This window comes from Streptomyces sp. NPDC058751 (assembly GCF_042746485.1).
Classification (GTDB): Bacteria; Actinomycetota; Actinomycetes; order Streptomycetales; family Streptomycetaceae; genus Streptomyces.
In genome coordinates this window covers 137,754-153,792 of the sequence record NZ_JBHYPZ010000014.1, presented here as the reverse complement: position 1 = coordinate 153,792, position 16,039 = coordinate 137,754, and the positions used below count along the sequence as shown (strand labels likewise).

Annotated in this window: 9 protein-coding genes; 3 read left to right on the top strand and 6 right to left on the bottom strand. The window is 73.3% G+C overall.

The window, feature by feature from the left end; all coding sequences use genetic code 11:
* Window position 1: 1 nt before the first annotated feature.
* The 6 genes from ACFW6B_RS15965 to ACFW6B_RS15940 all read right to left on the bottom strand — a co-directional run bounded on the left by ACFW6B_RS15965 (window position 2) and on the right by ACFW6B_RS15940 (window position 12,201).
* Window positions 2-7,774 (bottom strand): amino acid adenylation domain-containing protein, encoded by a 7,773-nt coding sequence (locus ACFW6B_RS15965; RefSeq protein ID WP_386596229.1) that lies wholly within the window; start codon window positions 7,772-7,774, stop codon window positions 2-4.
* Window positions 7,775-7,817: 43 nt separating this feature from the next.
* Complete coding sequence (locus tag ACFW6B_RS15960) at window positions 7,818-9,005, bottom strand: NAD(P)/FAD-dependent oxidoreductase (protein WP_386596226.1); 1,188 nt, start codon at window positions 9,003-9,005, stop codon at window positions 7,818-7,820.
* A gap of 76 nt (window positions 9,006-9,081) precedes the next feature.
* Window positions 9,082-9,309, bottom strand: coding sequence for an acyl carrier protein (locus tag ACFW6B_RS15955; RefSeq protein WP_386596223.1), 228 nt, complete (start codon window positions 9,307-9,309; stop codon window positions 9,082-9,084).
* Entirely contained in the window at window positions 9,309-10,877 is a 1,569-nt protein-coding gene (locus ACFW6B_RS15950) for an amino acid adenylation domain-containing protein (protein ID WP_386596221.1), read from the bottom strand. Before ACFW6B_RS15950 ends, ACFW6B_RS15955 begins: the two co-directional genes overlap by 1 nt.
* Window positions 10,878-11,017: 140 nt before the next feature.
* Entirely contained in the window at window positions 11,018-11,842 is an 825-nt protein-coding gene (locus tag ACFW6B_RS15945) for an LmbU family transcriptional regulator (RefSeq protein WP_386596219.1), read from the bottom strand.
* Between the two features lie 143 nt (window positions 11,843-11,985).
* Window positions 11,986-12,201, bottom strand: a complete 216-nt coding sequence (locus ACFW6B_RS15940; protein WP_386596216.1) for an MbtH family protein — start codon at window positions 12,199-12,201, stop codon at window positions 11,986-11,988.
* Between the two features lie 463 nt (window positions 12,202-12,664).
* Between ACFW6B_RS15940 and ACFW6B_RS15935 the strand changes: the two genes are divergently transcribed.
* The 3 genes from ACFW6B_RS15935 to argC all read left to right on the top strand — a co-directional run bounded on the left by ACFW6B_RS15935 (window position 12,665) and on the right by argC (window position 15,977).
* Window positions 12,665-13,432: a thioesterase II family protein gene (locus tag ACFW6B_RS15935; protein WP_386596214.1), complete on the top strand. Its 768-nt coding sequence runs from the start codon at window positions 12,665-12,667 to the stop codon at window positions 13,430-13,432.
* A 297-nt stretch (window positions 13,433-13,729) separates the two neighbouring features.
* Window positions 13,730-14,905: a serine hydrolase domain-containing protein gene (locus ACFW6B_RS15930; RefSeq protein ID WP_386596212.1), complete on the top strand. Its 1,176-nt coding sequence runs from the start codon at window positions 13,730-13,732 to the stop codon at window positions 14,903-14,905.
* 43 nt (window positions 14,906-14,948) lie between these two features.
* The gene (gene argC / locus ACFW6B_RS15925; protein WP_386596210.1) at window positions 14,949-15,977 is read left to right on the top strand and encodes an N-acetyl-gamma-glutamyl-phosphate reductase; all 1,029 of its coding nucleotides are present in this window, start codon (window positions 14,949-14,951) and stop codon (window positions 15,975-15,977) included.
* Window positions 15,978-16,039 lie beyond the last annotated feature (62 nt).

Genomic DNA, 16,039 nt, shown 5'->3' with positions numbered 1-16,039 from the left:
GCTACTCCTCAACGTTCATCTGTCGCAGCTGGAGGCGGTTCGACTTGGCCGACTTCTCGATGCGGGCCGCCAGTTCGGCGACGGTCGGGCTGCGGAAGACGGTGGTGACCTTCACGTCGACGCCGAGCTCGTTGCGTATGCGGCCGACCAGCCGGGTGGCCAGCAGTGAGTGCCCGCCGGTGTCGAAGAAGTCGACGTCGATGCCGACCTCGCCGGTGCCGAGCAGTTCGGCGAACAGCCGGCACAGGACTTCCTCGTTGTGGTTGCGCGGTCCTCGTCCGGTGGCGGTCTCGGTGCGGTCGGGGGCGGGCAGGGCGCCCCGGTCGAGTTTCCCGCTGGGTGTCTTGGGGAGCTCGGCCAGCGGCAGGAGCGCGGTGGGGACCATGTACTCCGGCAGCCGTTCCCTGGCCAGGGCGGTCAGGGCCGTGAGGTCCAGGGCGGCCGGCTCGGTGCCGGCGGCGGGGACCAGGTAGGCGACCAGGCGCTGGTCGCCGGGGTGGTCCTCGCGCACCAGGGCCACCGCGGACTCGACGTGCGGGTGGGAGGCGAGGGCCTGTTCGATCTCGCCGAGCTCGATGCGGAAACCGCGGAGCTTGACCTGGAAGTCGGAGCGGCCGATGTACTCCACCTGGCCGTCCCCGCTCCAGCGCACGACGTCGCCGGTGCGGTACATGCGCGAGCCGGGCGGGCCGTAGGGGCAGGCCACGAAGCGGCCCGCGGTCAGTCCGCTCTGCCCCAGGTAGCCGCGGGCGAGCTGGTCGCCGGCGAGGTAGAGCTCGCCGGTGACGCCGGCCGGGACCGGGCGCAGGGCGGCGTCCAGGACGTAGACCTGGGTGTTCCACACCGGTGTGCCGATCGGGAGGCGGTCGGCGCCGGGCACGTACTGGTGGGCGGTGACCTCGACGGCCGCCTCGGTGGGCCCGTAGAGGTTGTTGGCGGTGCAGTGGGGCAGCAGCTGGGTGAAGCGGTCCGCGAGCGCCGGCAAGAACGCCTCGCCGGCGACCTCGATCCAGCGCAGGGCGGTGCAGTCCTTGGCGGCGGGTTCGGCGACGAACGCCTCCAGCAGGGAGGGCACGAAATCGGCGCCGGTAACGTGTTCGCGGCGTATCAGTTCGGCCAGGTAGGCGGGGTCGCGGCGGCCGTCGGGGCGGGCGATGACGACGGCGGCGCCTGCCTGCAGGGGGGCGAACAGTTCCGGTACCGACACATCGAAGCTGGCCGTGGTGCTCAGCAGCACCCGGTCCTTAGGGGTGACGTCGAAGTGCGCCAGTCCCCACGTCAGCCGGTTCATGATCGCCCGGTGGGCGACGGGGACGCCCTTGGGGCCGCCGGTGGAGCCGGAGGTGAAGATGGCGTAGGCGGCGTTGTCCGGGGACAGGGTCCGCTCGGGGTTCGTGTCGGGGCGGGTGCTCGCGTCGGGGAGGGTGTCCTGGAGCACCAGCAGCGGCCTGGCGCTCGTCAGGACGTGCTGCACCCGGTCCTCGGGCAGTTCGGTGTCGATGGGCAGGTAGGCGGCGCCGGCCTTGACGACGGCGTAGATCGCCACCATCAGGTCCACCGAGCGGGGGATCTTGACGGCGACGAGCTGTTCGGGGCCTGCGCCCTGCTCGATGAGCCAGTGCGCCAGCCGGTTGGCGCGGGCGTTGAACTCGGCGTAGGTCAGCCGCTCGTGTTCGCCGATCAGCGCGAGGCGGTCGGGGGTGCGGGCCGCCTGGGCCTCGAAGGCGTCCGGCAGGGTGGTGGGGGCCAGGGGGTGCGCGGTGTCGTTGATCTGCCGCACCAGCAGGTCGTGCTCCTCCTCGCCCAGCACCTGGACGGCGCCGACCGGCACCGAGGGGTCTTCGAGGACCTGTTCCAGTACGCGTACGAGGCGGGCGGCGATGGTCTCGGCCGCCTGGTGGTCGTAGAGGTTCTTCTGGTAGTCGAGGGACAGGCGCAGGTAGGGGTCGGAGGAGTTGAGGGTGAGGGGGTAGTGGGAGCCCGCGAAGGGGCGGATGGCGTCGATCGTGAAGCCGGCGGAGGTGTTGGCGTCGACGATGCCCTCGCGGTCGACCGGGTAGTTCTCGAAGACGACGATGGTGTCGAACAGGGCGGGCAGGCCGGTGCCGCGCTGGATGTCGGCCAGTCCGTAGTAGTGGTGGTCGAGGAGGCCGACCTGCCGGTTCTGCAGGTCGGTGATGACCTCGGCCAGGGTGGCGGCGGGCGGGCACAGGGCCCTGGTGGGCAGGGAGTTGATGAACAGGCCGACCATCTCGTCGCTGCCGGTCAGGTCGGCGGGGCGGCCGTTGACGGCGGCGCCGAACACCACGTCGTGCTGTCCGGTCAGTTTCGAGACCAGGACCGCCCAGGCGCCCTGCAGCAGCGTGTTGAGGGTGACGCCGAGCTGGGCCGCGCGCCGGGCCAGTTCGCGGCCCTTGTCGATGGACAGCGGCACCTCGACCCGTCCCAGGGAGGACGCCTGTCCGCGGGAGGCAAGGCCCGCGGCGACCAGGGTCGGCTCGTCGAAGCCGTCGAGCTCGGCCTTCCAGCGGGCGGCGGACGCCTCCTTGTCCTGGCGGGTCAGCCAGGCCAGGTAGTCGCCGTAGGAGCGGACCGGGGCCAGGCCGTCGGTGCCGGCGTACAGCCGGACCAGGTCGGTGATCACCAGCGGTGAGGACCAGCCGTCGAAGAGGGTGTGGTGGGCGGTGAGGACGAGCTTGGTGTGCCGGGGCCCGCAGGTGAGCTGGGCCAGGCGCAGCAGCGGCGGCCGGGCGGGGTCGAGCCGGTTCTCGCGGTCGGCGGCCAGGGCCGCGTCCAGGGCGGCGTTCTGCTCGGCCTCGCTCAGTCCGGTCAGGTCCAGGTGCCGCCAGGGCAGGGTGACGTGTTCGGCGACGACCTGGACGGGTTCGCCGTCGGCGGTGGTCAGGAACGCGGAGCGCAGGTTGGGGTGGCGCTCCAGCAGGGCCTGGCCCGCGGCCCGCATGCGGTCGGGGTCGACGTGTCCGGACAGGTGCAGCACGAACTGCATGTGGTAGACGTCGAAGCCGCCGTCGGCGAGGGCCGCCTGGAACTGGATGCCGGACTGTCCCGGGGCCTGCGGCCACACCTGTGCCAGCGGGCCGTAGCGCTCCTCCCAGGTCTCGATGTCGCTCTGGGCGACGGTGACCAGCGGGGCGTCGGAGGGGGTGAGGCCGCCGGCGCGGCCGCTCGCGGCGTGGGCGGCCATGCCGTGCAGCGCCTGCACCCACAGGCCGGCCAGTTCGGTGGTGCGCTCGCGGGAGAGGACCCCGGTGGGGAACATGAACGCGGCCTGCAGGCGGGGGCCGTCGGCGGTGTCGGTGGCGACGGAGTTGACCTCCAGGGCGGACAGGGCGGGCAGGTCGGGGTCGGGTTCGGCGATCAGTTCGCCCGACCAGGCGGCCGGCCCCCATCCCTGGTCGCGCAGGTGCTCGGGCACGTCGGTGTCGGAGATCCGGCCGAGGTAGTTGAACCCGATCTGCGGCTCGGTGAGGCCGGCGAGCTGTTCGGCGGTCTCGGGGTTGAGGTGGCGCAGCAGTCCGTAGCCCAGGCCCTTGCCGGGGATCTCGCGCAGCTGTTCCTTGACCAGTTTGATCGCCTTGGCGGCGGCGGGGCCGCCGGCCAGCACGCCGTCCCAGTCCACCGTGCGCACGTCGACGCGGGCGGGGTACATGGTGGTGAACCAGCCGATGGTGCGGGAGAGGTCGGCGCCGGGGACGGCGTCCTCCTCGCGGCCGTGTCCCTCCAGGCGCACCAGCGTCGGGCCGTTCGTGGTGCGCCAGCGCTCGACGGCCAGGGCGAGGGCGGCGAGCAGCACGTCGGTGCCGGTGGACCGGAACGCGGCGGGCAGCTGGGTCAGTACGGCGTCGGTGACGTCGGCGGGCAGCTGCACGCGCACGGTCTCGACGGTGGACCACACGTCGCGTGCGGGGTCGAACGCCCGGGCGCCCAGCGGGGGGTTGGGGGATTCGAGGAGGTCGCGCCAGTAGGGCAGTTCCGCCTCCCGCTCGGGGGTGAGCGCCGTCTCGGCCAGTGCGGCGGCCCAGCGGCGGGCGGAGGTGCCCACCGGGGGCAGTTCGGGTGCGGCGCCGGTGCGGACCTGCTGCCAGGCCTCGGCGAGGTCGGCCATGAGGATGCGCCAGGAGACGCCGTCGACGACCAGGTGGTGCAGCACCACCAGCAGCCGGCCCGTGCCCGAGGGCGGGGCGAACCAGACGAAGTCGGCCATGGTCCCGGCTGCGGGGTCGAGGCGGCCGACCGCCTCGTGCAGGTGGGCCTTGGCCTCGGCCAGCGCGGACGGCTCCTGCCAGTTGCCCGCGCAGTCGATGCGGCGCAGCAGGTCGGCGGCCCGTACGGTGCCCGCCGGGCGGGCGACGAGGGTGGGTTCGTCGCCGGGGACCAGGTGGGCGCGCAGCAGGTCGTGGCGGTCCAGGACGGCGTCCAGGGTGGCGGTGAGGATGTCGGCGGTGATGCCGTGGGGCAGTTCGAGGACCATCGACATGGCGAACCGGTCGGTTCCTCCGCCGTGTTCGAACACCTGGCGGGCCACCGGCTGCAGCGGCATCGGGCCGACGCCGCCGCCCTCGTGCTCGGCGAGGACGGGGGCGTCGCCCCGGCGGGCGGATGCCACCTCGGCCAGGCGGGCGGCGGTGCGGCACTCGAAGATCTCCCGGGTGGACAGGTCCAGGCCGCGGGCGCGGGCGCGGGCCACCACCTGGATGGAGCGCAGGCTGTCGCCGCCGACGGCGAAGAAGTCGTCGTCGGCGCCGACGCGTTCCACGCCGAGGACGTCGGCGTAGGCGGCGGTGATGATCGTCTCGGCCTCGGTGCGCGGTTCGCGGTAGACCTCGCCGAGGAACTCCGGTTCGGGCAGGGCCGAGCGGTCCAGTTTGCCGGTGGGCCCGAGCGGGAGGCGGCCCAGGGCGACGAAGGCGGCGGGCACCATGTAGTCGGGCAGCCGGGCGGCGGTGAACTTGCGCAGTTCGGCGGAGGAGGCTCCGGCCAGGACGTCCACGTCGCCGATGCCGCCGGCGCCGTCGTCGCCGACGGCGCCCTCGCCGGTGTGCACCACGTAGGCGACCAGGTGCTTGCCGCCGGCGGGCACCTCGCGGCTGATCACCACCGCCTCGCTGATGCCGGGGTGCTGGGTGATCGCCGCCTCGACCTCGGCGGTCTCGATGCGGAAGCCGCGGACCTTGACCTGGCCGTCGCTGCGGCCCACGCACTCCAGCTGTCCCCGGGCGTTTCGGCGGGCCAGGTCGCCGGTGCGGTACATGCGCTCGCCGGCCGGCCCGTAGGGGTCGGCGAGGTAGCGTTCGGCGGTCAGGGCCGGCCGGCCGTGGTAGCCGCGGCCCAGGCAGGTCCCGGCGACGTACAGCTCGCCGACGGCGCCGGCCGGGACCGGGGCCAGGCCCGGGCCCAGGACGTAGGCGCGCATGTTGCCCAGCGGGGTGCCGATGGGGGCGACGTCGCCGTCGGGCCACTGCTGCTCGGGCGGAAGGGCGAAGGCGGTGGCGTAGAAGCTCTCGCTCTGGCCGTAGGAGTTGATGATCCGGGCCTTGGGCAGTGCCTGGCGTATCTGGTGCACCAGCCGGCCCGGGAGCACGTCGCCGGCCAGGACGACGGTGTGCACGCCGGGCGCCTTGCCCAGGTGGCCGGTGAGTTCGCCGATGACCGAGGGGACGCCGCTGAGGATGTGGCCGTCCCAGCTCTCCCGTTCCGCGAGCGCCAGCGCGTTGTCGACGATCTCGGCGGTGCCGCCGGTGGTCAGGGTGGTCAGCAGTTCGAAGACGGAGACGTCGAAGTTGACGGAGGTGCCGGCCAGCATCCGCCGGCCGTCCTGGGCGCCCAGGACGTCCACCAGTTCGCGTACGCCGTCGGTGACGCCCCGGTGGGTGATGGCGGCGCCCTTGGGCTTGCCGGTGGAGCCGGAGGTGTACATCACGTACGCCAGGTTGTCCGGGGTGAGCGGCGCGCTGCGGGTGGTGTCGTCGGGGGCGCCGGCGGCCGGCTCCCAGGTGGTGCGCAGGTCGAGGCGGACGACGGCCTCGATGTCGTTGGCGGGGATCTCCCGCCAGGTGGCGGTGTCGGTGACCGCGAAGCGGGGGGCGGCCTCGGCGAGCACGCTGCGGGCCCGTCCCCGGGCGTACTGCGGGTCCAGCGGTACGTAGCCGGCGCCGGACTTGAGGATGCCGAGCAGGCCGGTCACCAGGTCCTCGGTGCGCGGCAGGGCGAGGGCCACCAGGTCCTCGGGGCCGGCGCCCGCGCGGATGAGTTCGAAGGCGACGGCGTTCGCCCGCTCGTCCAGTTCCCGGTAGGTCAGTGTCCGTTCCCCGCACACCAGGGCGGGGGCGTCGGGGGTGCGGGCGGCCTGGCTCTCGAACAGCTGCGGGATCGTCGCCGGGGCGGGGGCCGCGGCCGTGTCGCGCGAGGGGGCGAGCAGCTGTTCGCGTTCGGCGGTGTCCAGGACGTCGACGGTGGCGACCGCGCGGTCGGGGTCGGCCACGAGCCGGCCCAGCACGCGCACGAACCGCTGGGCGATGGCCGTGGCGGTGTCCTGGTCGAAGAGGCTGGTGGCGTACTCCAGCCGGCACCGGGCGCCGCCGGTGTCGTCGGGGAGCAGGTCGAAGAACAGGTCGAACTTGGCCGTGCCGGTCTCCAGCCGCTCGACGTGGACGCCGAGGCCGGGCAGCTGAAGCGGCGGCACGGGCGGCTGCCAGGAGAGCATGACCTGGAAGAAGGGGTTGTAGGCGGTGGAGCGGTGGGGGTTGAGCAGCTCCACCAGCCGCTCGAAGGGCATGTCCTGGTTGTCGTAGGCGGCCAGCGAGCGGTCGCGGACCTGGTCGAGCAGGTCGCGGAAGGTCGGGGCGCCGGCGAGGTCGACGCGCAGCACCCAGGTGTTGACGAAGAAGCCGACGAGGTCGCGCAGTTCCTCGTCGGTGCGGTCGGTGATCGGCGCGCCGATGGACAGGTCGTCGCCGCAGCCGAGGTGGTGCAGGAGCACCGCCAGTGCCGAGTGCATGACCATCGAGACCGTGGTGTCGGCGGCGGCGGCCAGTTCCTCCACCGCCCGCAGCAGGCCGGGCTCCAGGAGGAAGGGGATGCGGTCGCCCTCGGGGCTCATCACCCGTGGGCGCGGGCGGTCGGTGGGCAGGGCCAGGGGCTGCGGCAGGCCGGCCAGTGCCTTTTCCCAGTAGGCCAGTTGGCGGGCCGAGAGGCTGTCGGGGTCGGACTCCTCGCCCAGCACCTCGCGCTGCCACAGCGTGTAGTCGGCGTACTGCACCGCGAGCGGTTCCCAGTGCGGTGCCCGGCCCTGGGCGCGGGCCGCGTAGGCGGTGGTGAGGTCGCGGAACAGCGGGCCGAAGGACTCCCCGTCCACGGCGATGTGGTGCGCGACGACGACGAGGGTGTGCTCGTCGGGTGCGCCGCGCAGCAGCCGGGCCCTGAGGGGCACGTCGGCGGCCAGGTCGAAGGTGGCGGTGGCCGTCTCCTCGATCGCCGCCGTCAGGTCCTGCTCGGTGACGTCGGTGACGGTCAGGGCGAACGGGTTCTCCCCCGAGGCCAGCACCCGCTGGTGCGGGACGCCGTCGTCGCCCTCGACGATCACGGTGCGCAGGACCTCGTGCCGGTCGACGACGTCCGCGAGCGCGGCCCGCAGCGCGTCGACGTCCAGCCGGCCGGTCAGCCGCAGGGCGAACGCGCCGTTGTAGGTCGGCGAAGGGCCTTCGAACCGGTCCACGAACCACAGCCGGCGCTGCGCGAACGACAACGGGATCATTGTTTCTCCAATATCGGCAAACCAGGCGGGAGGAGGCCGTCACTCAGCTCAGGTCGAGCAGGTCCAGCAGTTCGTCGTTGTAGAAGTCGTCGATGGAGCACGCGCCCGACAGGGTCGAGAAGTAGCGGTCGATGTGTTCCTGGTGGCCGACCAGGTGCCGCAGCATCTCCACGCGGCCCTCGGGCTTGAGCTCGGCCACGTTCAGGGCGCCCTGGTAGTGGCTCAGGGCCTCGCCGCTCAGGTCGTTCTCGTAGCGCTTGAGCGCGGTGCGCAGCGCGGCGTCGTCGTGGAGCTGGGTGCCGATGTGGGCGGTGAGGGACTGGGCCTGGGCGAAGGCCTCGGTGATGCCGCGGGCGGTGATGGAGTCCTTGTGGTTGACCGCGTCGCCGACCAGCACCCAGCCGGGGCCGTAGGCCTTGCGGAAGTAGTTCTCCTGGTGGCCGGTGCCGTAGATCTGCTCCACGCGCCGGCCGGCCCGCATCCGCTCGTACAGTTCGGGGGCGGTGGTGCGGAAGGAGTCGAGGTAGAAGGGCTCCACTCCCTTGCGGACCTCGTTGTAGAGGTCCTGGGGGAAGTAGGTCATCAGCAGGGTGAGGTCGTCGTTGGTGGGGATGACGCCGATCCAGCGGCCGGGCCGCTCGTACAGCTCGAAGTGCGAGGGGACGTTCTCCCAGTAGCTGTAGTAGGTGCAGCTCACCCGCGGGTGCTCGATGACGTTCTGCGCGCCGGTCTTGCGTGCCACCAGCGAGCGCATGCCGTCCGCGCCGACGACCAGGCGTGCCCGGTCGGTGGTCTCGGTGCCCTCGGGCGTGGTGTAGCGCACGCCGGCGACCCTCTCGTCCTGCCACACCAGGTCCTTGACCGCGCAGCCCTCGCGGAAGTCCACGCCGGCCTCGACGGCGCCCTCGGCGAGCAGCGGGTCCAGGACGTAGCGGCGGGGCGCGTAGGTGTGGGTCAGGCCGTCGACCGGCAGGGAGAAGCCCTCGACGCGCACCCCGGGGCCCTGGTAGCTCTGGCGGGTGATGGGCTTGCAGCCCGCGTCGCGGAGCTTGTCGAGCAGCCCCCACCGCTTGAGCAGCCCCATGCCCTGCATGTGGATGTAGTGCGAGGACAGCGTGTCCTGCGGGAACCGGGCCTTCTCCAGGAGCAGGACGCGGTAGCCCTGCCGGGCGAGGAGCATGGCCGTCGGCGAGCCCGCGCAACGGGCACCGATGACAATCACGTCGTACATGGCGCGCCTTTCTAACCGGGTAGTTTTTGCACGCACCGCGGCCCGCGGGCCGGGGGTCGGTCGGGGGTCCGGCGCGCTATCGGTGCAGCGGCAGGGACTGGATGTAGGCGGAGATCGACGCCACCGTGGGGTGGAGGAACATCTGGTCCATGGGGACCTCGGCGCCCAGTTCCTCCAGGAAGGCGCCCTGGATCCTGACCATGATCACGGACTGGCCGCCGAGGGCGAAGAAGTCGTCGTCGTCCGCGATGTCCTCACGGCCCAGTTCCCGGCACCAGATGGCGCGCACGCTGTCGGCAGTCATCACTGTCCTCGGTTCTCAAGGGCGTCGACCAGCGCCGTGCGGTCGACCTTCCCGTGGGGGCTCAGCGGAATGGCCGGCACGCCGACGAAGCGGGCCGGGACCATGTTCCGCGGCAGCGTCTGAAGGAGGCGGGCGCGCACGGCGTCCTCGGCGAGCTCGCCCGCCTCCGGTACCACGAACGCGGTCAGCTCGCTGTCGCCGGTGTCGGTGCGGGTGACCGCGACGGCGGCCTCCCGCACCTGGTCCAGCCTGCCGAGCGCGCGCTCGATGTCGGTGGGGTCGATGCGCATGCCGCGCACCTTGACCTGGGCGTCCATCCGTCCGGCGACGACGAGGTCACCGGCCTCGGTCACCCGGCCCCGGTCGCCGGTGCGGTACAGCCGCACCGGTGTGCCGTCGATCTCGACGGTGGTGAACCTGGCGTTCTCGGGGCCGGCGGCGCCCAGGTAGCCGGCGCCGACGCCGGTCCCGGCGATGCAGATCTCGCCGTCCTGGCCCGCCTTGACGGGACGCAGGTGCTCGTCGAGGAGGTGGATGTCGGTGTTGTACGCGGGCCGGCCCACGGGGGCGATGGCGTGCTCGCCCGGCCGGTGGCCGGAAAGGTCGAAGGAGGTGGCCACGTCCGTGCACTCGGCGACGCCGTACTGGTGCAGCAGGGTGCAGGTGTTGTTCTCGCGGCGCATCCAGTCGGTGAGCCGCTCGGGCTTGAGGGCCTCCCCGCCGAAGAGCACGTAGTCCAGGCGGGTGAGCGCGTCGCCGCCGCGCGCCTTCTCCCAGTCGATCAGCACGTACAGGGTGCTGGAGGCGCAGTGCACGACGCGGATGTCGTGCTCGCGCAGGACGCGGTAGGCCAGCATGGCGTCGAAGTTGCGGCTGGCCAGCAGGTGCTGGGTGGCGCCGCAGAACAGCGGTGTCATCAGCGCGCGCTGGGACAGGTCGAAGCCGAACGCACTGACGACGAGGTTGTGCGAGCCGCTGTGCAGGCCGTACTCGAGCTTCAGCCAGTTCATCAGGTTGAACCAGCCCGCGTGGCGTACCGCGGTCAGCTTCGGTGTGCCGGTGGAGCCGGAGGTGAAGACGGCGTAGCACAGGTCGTCGCCGGTGACGGGGATGCCGGGCGAGGTGGCCGGCAGCGATGCCAGGTGCTCGCCGATCTCGTCGAGGTCGACGACGTCGACGGCCGCCGCCTCGACCATGGCGGCGGTGGCCGGGGAGGCCACGATCAGGGCGAGGCCGGGGACCTGGTCCAGCAGCAGCTGGAGCCGGGCGGGCGGGTAGGCCGGGTCGAAGGGCACGTAGGCCGCGCCCGCCTTCAGCGTGCCGAGGATCGCGACGAGCAGGTCGACGGAGTAGTCGAGGCAGACGCCCACCTTCGTGCCCCGGCCGTGTCCGCGCGCGGCGAGGAAGTGCGCGAACCGGTTCGCCCTCGCGTCCAGTTCGGCGTACGTGACCTGCCGGCCGGCCCGGGCGACGGCGACGGCGTCGGGGGTGTTCTGCGCGTGCGCCTCGAACTGCTGGTGGACGACGGGTGCCGAGGGCAGGGCGACCCGTTTTCCCTGAAGGATCATCAACTGACTCCGATATGAGGGGTGTCCGGCGGGACGGGCCGCCGGCCCGCCGTGCGGGACGGGCGTGCCGGGGCCTTGGGGCGTGCGTCTTGGGGCGGTGCGCCTTCGGGCGGTGCGGTGCGTCGGTGGGCGCCGCTGGTTCAGGCGGTGCGCAGGCCGGGGGTGTGCCGGCCTGCGGCGTGCTGGTCGGGGGCGTGCCGGCCTGCGGTGGACCCGGGGGTGTGCCGGTCGGCGGTGTCGAGCGTCCGGGTGATCCACCGGCCGACGGGCAGGCCGTGCGCGGCGGCCTGCCGGGAGTAGTGCTCCAGCTGGTCGGCGGACAGCTCGATGGTGAGCGTGGTGGCCTGCTGCCGCTGCCCGGCGGCGGCAGGCCCCGTGACGGCAGGCCCCGTGACGGCCGGGTCCGTGACGGGTGGGTCCGTGACGGCCGGGTCCGTGACGGCCGGGTCCGTGACGGGTGGGGGTGTCTTGGGGTCGCCCGCGCCGGCGGCCGGGCCGGTGCCGGTCTCGTCGCTCTGCGCGGCCAGCCCGGCGCGGACCGCCCTGCGCAGTTCGTTGCGCGACCACTTCTGCTGCTCGGCCCTGCGCAGCCAGTAGTCCTGCTCCGGCGGCGAGAGGCGGGTGACCTCGGCGTGGTGGGCGAAGCTGAGGCTGTCGCGCCTGCGGTGGTGCTCGAAGCGCCGGGCCACCCACGCGTAGTTGCGCAGGGTCTGGTAGTCGAGCCCGGTGCGCTCGATCGCCTCCTTGTAGCGCCGCCACCCGTAGGTGGCCTCACCGTAGAGCAGCCAGTCGGCGAGCCACCACGCGGAGGAGTTCACGAGCTCGCGCAGGTTGGCGCCGATCCGCTCCCAGGACCGCTCCGGCAGGTTGGGAGGGAAGACCATCCCCGACTTCTGCACCGTGGCCTGCGATCCCGTGAAGGACAGGACCACGTCGCCCTGCGCCGGCGCACGGCCGGCGTCCACAAGCCCCGGTCCGGGCCTGCCCGCGGTTCTCACAGCCCCCGTCACAACCTTCAACTCCCCACTCGACGTGTCTTCCTGGGCGCGGACCGGCACCTGGGGGACGACAGCCGTCGCCCGGGCAGGTCCGCGGGAGGGGCCGGCGGTCAGTCCGCCGCCATGGCGTCCTGCAGGCTCTTGGGCCGCAGGTCGGTCCAGTTCTGCTCGACGTACTCCAGGCACTCGGCCTTGGCCGACTCACCGAAGACCACACGCCAGCCCGCGGGCACCTCGGCGAACACCGGCCACAGGGAGTGCTGCTCCTCGTCGTTGACGACCACGTAGAAGCGGCCGTCCGCGTCATCGAAGGGGTTCGTGCTCAACTGGGCACCGTCCTTGTCGGTCAGGGGCTGACTCGGGATGGGAAATCGCCTGGCCGGGTGCGCGAGGGCCCCGGGCGCGGGTCCGCCGGCCGGTGCCCGTCCGGTCGACGGGACACCCGCGCCGTCCGGTCGACGGGACAGCCGGCGCCGGTGGCGGCCCCGGCGATGTCTCGAAACCGTAGGGAGCGCGCGGTGGGCGCCACAAGGAAGCCGGCCCCGCCGTGCGCCCGTGCCCGCGCCCCGCGGTGATCCTCTGTACCGGGCCGTCTTCCTGTGCCACGATGCCGCGCCCGCGGGCCACCGCCCCCTTCGCGGCGACGCTGCCCGCGCCCGTGGCCGGGGCGCGCCTGAGGTTCGCTCGAGGGCCGCCCGACCGGCGGCGGAGTCCCCGCGGTGCGCGGCCGGGCCGGGCCCGGCGGCGTTCTATGGTGCGAAGTCGTGCGGCTCGATGTGAGGGGGAGCGATGGACGGCACACGGCCGGCCCTGCGTCTGTTCGTCCTGCACCACGCGGGCGGCTCCCACGTGCTCTACCGCCGCTGGGCGGCCGGACTGCCGGACACCTGGGACGTGCGGCTGCTCGACGCCCCGGGCCACGGACTCCTGCTCGACCTGCCGCAGATCGACGACGCCGGCCGTCTCGCCGACTTCCTGCTGCGCTCCGTGGAGCACGAACTGGACGTCCCCTACGCCCTGTTCGGGCACAGCATGGGCGCCCTGACGGCGTACGAGATCACCCGGCGGGCCGGGGGGCTGGGCCTGCCCTTGCCGGTGTGGGTCGGTGTCTCCGCGCGCGCCGCGCCGCAGTGGGCGAGGCGGCGCGGCGGGTACCGCGAGCCGGACGACGCCGAGCTGCGCACGCGTCTGGGGCTGCTCGGCGGCACGCCCGGCGCCGTCTTCGACGATCCCGGCCTGTGGGCCCTGTTCGCCCCGGTGATCCGGGCCGACCTGCGCCTGGTGGAGACCTGGCGGCCGGATCCCGCGGCGGGTCCCCTGCCGGTGGCGCTGTCCGCCTACGCGGGCGGCTCGGACCGCTTCGCCTCCCCGCGGCGGATGGCCGGCTGGGCGGATCACGCCGAACGTTTCCTCGGCCTGCACGTCTTTAAGGGCGGTCACTTCTACTTCCAGGACGATCCCGCTCCCCTGCTGCGGCAGATGGCACGGGACGCGGCCACGGCCCTGGACACCGCACCGGCGCAGGCGCGGGCGGTGGCCGCTCCTCCCCCGCGGTGACCCCGGGGCCCGCACGCCGCCGCACGGACGGCACGGACGGCACGGACGGCACGGACGGCGCGGCCCGGCCGTGTCCGGCGCGCCCCGAACGGCCCTGCCCGCACCGGCAGAACGACCGGTTCCGGCCGCCGCGGGGGGTGGCGGCCGAGCGGCCGGACGGCGCGTACCTGCGTCTTTTCGGCCGCGGTGCCGCCGCGCGAGTTGCCCGCGAGCCAGCTGACCTACGGTGCCGCCACGAACCGCACCTGTACGGATCCAGCCAACGTGCGGACGAGACGAAGAGACGGGGAAACGACGATGACGATGCGGAACAGGCCAAGGGCCGGCGTGGTCGGTCTGGCGGCGGTGGCGCTCACGGCCACCGTCCTCACGGGTCCCGCCCGGGCATCGGGGGGCACGGCCGCGGGGGCGGCCGGCCACCAGGACACGCAGGCGGCGATCGAGGCGGCCGTCGCGGCCGGTGTCCCCGGCGTGAGTGCCGAGGCGCGGGACGCCGCGGGCGTGTGGAAGAGCGCGGCGGGCGTCGGCAACCGGGCGACGAACGCGCCGCGCGGCAAGAACGACCGCTTCCGCACCGGCAGCATCACCAACACCTTCGTGGCGACGGTGCTGCTGCAGATGGCGGCGGAGAACAGGCTCGGCCTCGACGACCCGGTGGAGCGCCACCTGCCCGGTGTGGTCACCGGCAACGGCAACGACGGCGGTGCGGTCACCGTGCGGCAGCTGCTGAACCACACCAGCGGCCTGTTCGACTACCTGGCCGACGTGCCGTACTACCAGACGTACACCATGGGCGACAGCTTCCTGGCGCACCGCTACGACACCCTGACGGCCCAGCAGCGCCTGCGGGTGGCCTTCTCCCACCCGCCGCTGTTCCAGCCCGGCGCCCGGCACGCGTTCTCCCACACCAACGACCTGCTGGCGGCCCTGATCGTCCAGAAGGTGGGGGGCAGGACGTACGAGGACGAGGTGCGCCTGCGCATCATCGAGCCGCTGGGGCTGAAGTCGACGTCCAACCCCGGCACCAGCAGCCAGCTGCCCCGGCCCAGCAGCCGCGGCTACTCCAAGCTGTTCTACGACACCCAGCCGGACCGGATCGACGACGTCACCGAGCTGAACGGCTCCCAGAACTGGGGGGACGGCGACATCGTCTCCAGCGCCCACGACCTGAACCTGTTCTACCGGGCGCTGATGGGCGGGAAGCTGCTGCCGGCGCGGCAGCTGGCGGAGCTGAAGACGACCGTGGTCAACCCCGACCTGCCGATCTCGTCCTACGGGCTGGGCGTGGAGAAGCTCACGATGGGCTGCGGGGACATCTGGTACCACGACGGGGGCGTGGTGGGGTCGCTGACGCTGGCCGCCTTCAGCGAGGACGGCCGCCACCAGCTCACCTTCAACTACAACGGCGACTGGGACGCCTCGGGGATCCTGCCCATCCTGAACGCCGAGTTCTGCCCGCCGGCGTCCGGCTGAGACCGCGCAAAAAATTTCCGACCCCGTCCCACCTGGAGGGCCCATGACAGTGCGAGCGGCCGTGGCCGGAGCGAGCGGTTACGCGGGAGGTGAGCTGCTGCGTCTGCTGCTGGCCCATCCAAAGGTGCGCGTCGGCGCCCTGACCGGGCACTCCAGCGCCGGACTGCGGCTGGGCGCGCTGCAGCCGCACCTGGCGGCGCTGGCCGGCCGGGAGGTGGAGCCCACCGGCGCGAAGGCCCTTGAGGGGCACGACGTCGTCTTCCTGGCCCTGCCGCACGGCCAGTCGGCCGCCGTGGCACGGGAGTTGGGCGATGACACGCTCGTCATCGACTGCGGGGCGGACTTCCGGCTCGCCGACGCGGCCGCGTGGGAGAGGTTCTACGGCTCGCCGCACGCGGGCACCTGGCCCTATGGCCTGCCCGAACTGCCGGGCGCCCGCGAGAAGCTGGCGGGCGCCCGGCGCATCGCGGTGCCGGGCTGCTACCCGACCGCGGTGTCGCTGGCGCTCTTTCCCGCCTACGCGGCGGGGATCGCCGGGCCGCAGGCGGTGGTGGTCGCGGCGTCCGGCACGTCCGGGGCCGGGAAGGCGGCCCGGGTGGACCTGCTGGGCAGCGAGGTGATGGGGTCCATGCGGCCCTACGGGGTGGGCGGCGGCCACCGGCACACCCCGGAGATGGTGCAGAACCTCAGCGCCGTGGCGGGCCGCCGGGTCGCCGTCTCCTTCACCCCGACGCTGGCCCCCATGCCGCGCGGCATCCTGGCCACCTGTTCCGCCGACGTGCGGCCCGGCACCGATGCCCGGCAGGTGCGGGCCGCCTACGAAGAGGCGCTGGCCGGCGAGCCGTTCGTACGGCTGCTGCCCGAGGGGCAGTGGCCCGGCACGGGGGCCGTGCACGGGTCGAACGCCGTCCAGGTCCAGGTGGCCCTCGACCCGGCGGTCGGCCGGATCGTGGCGATCAGCGCCGTCGACAACCTGACCAAGGGCACCGCGGGCGGCGCGGTGCAGTGCATGAACATCGCCCTGGGGCTCCCGGAGGAGCTGGGGCTTTCCACGGCCGGGATCGCGCCGTGAGCCGGGGCGGCGCGGACGGCCTCGCGGCGTGCGGCACGGCGGGCGAGCGGCCCGCCCCAATC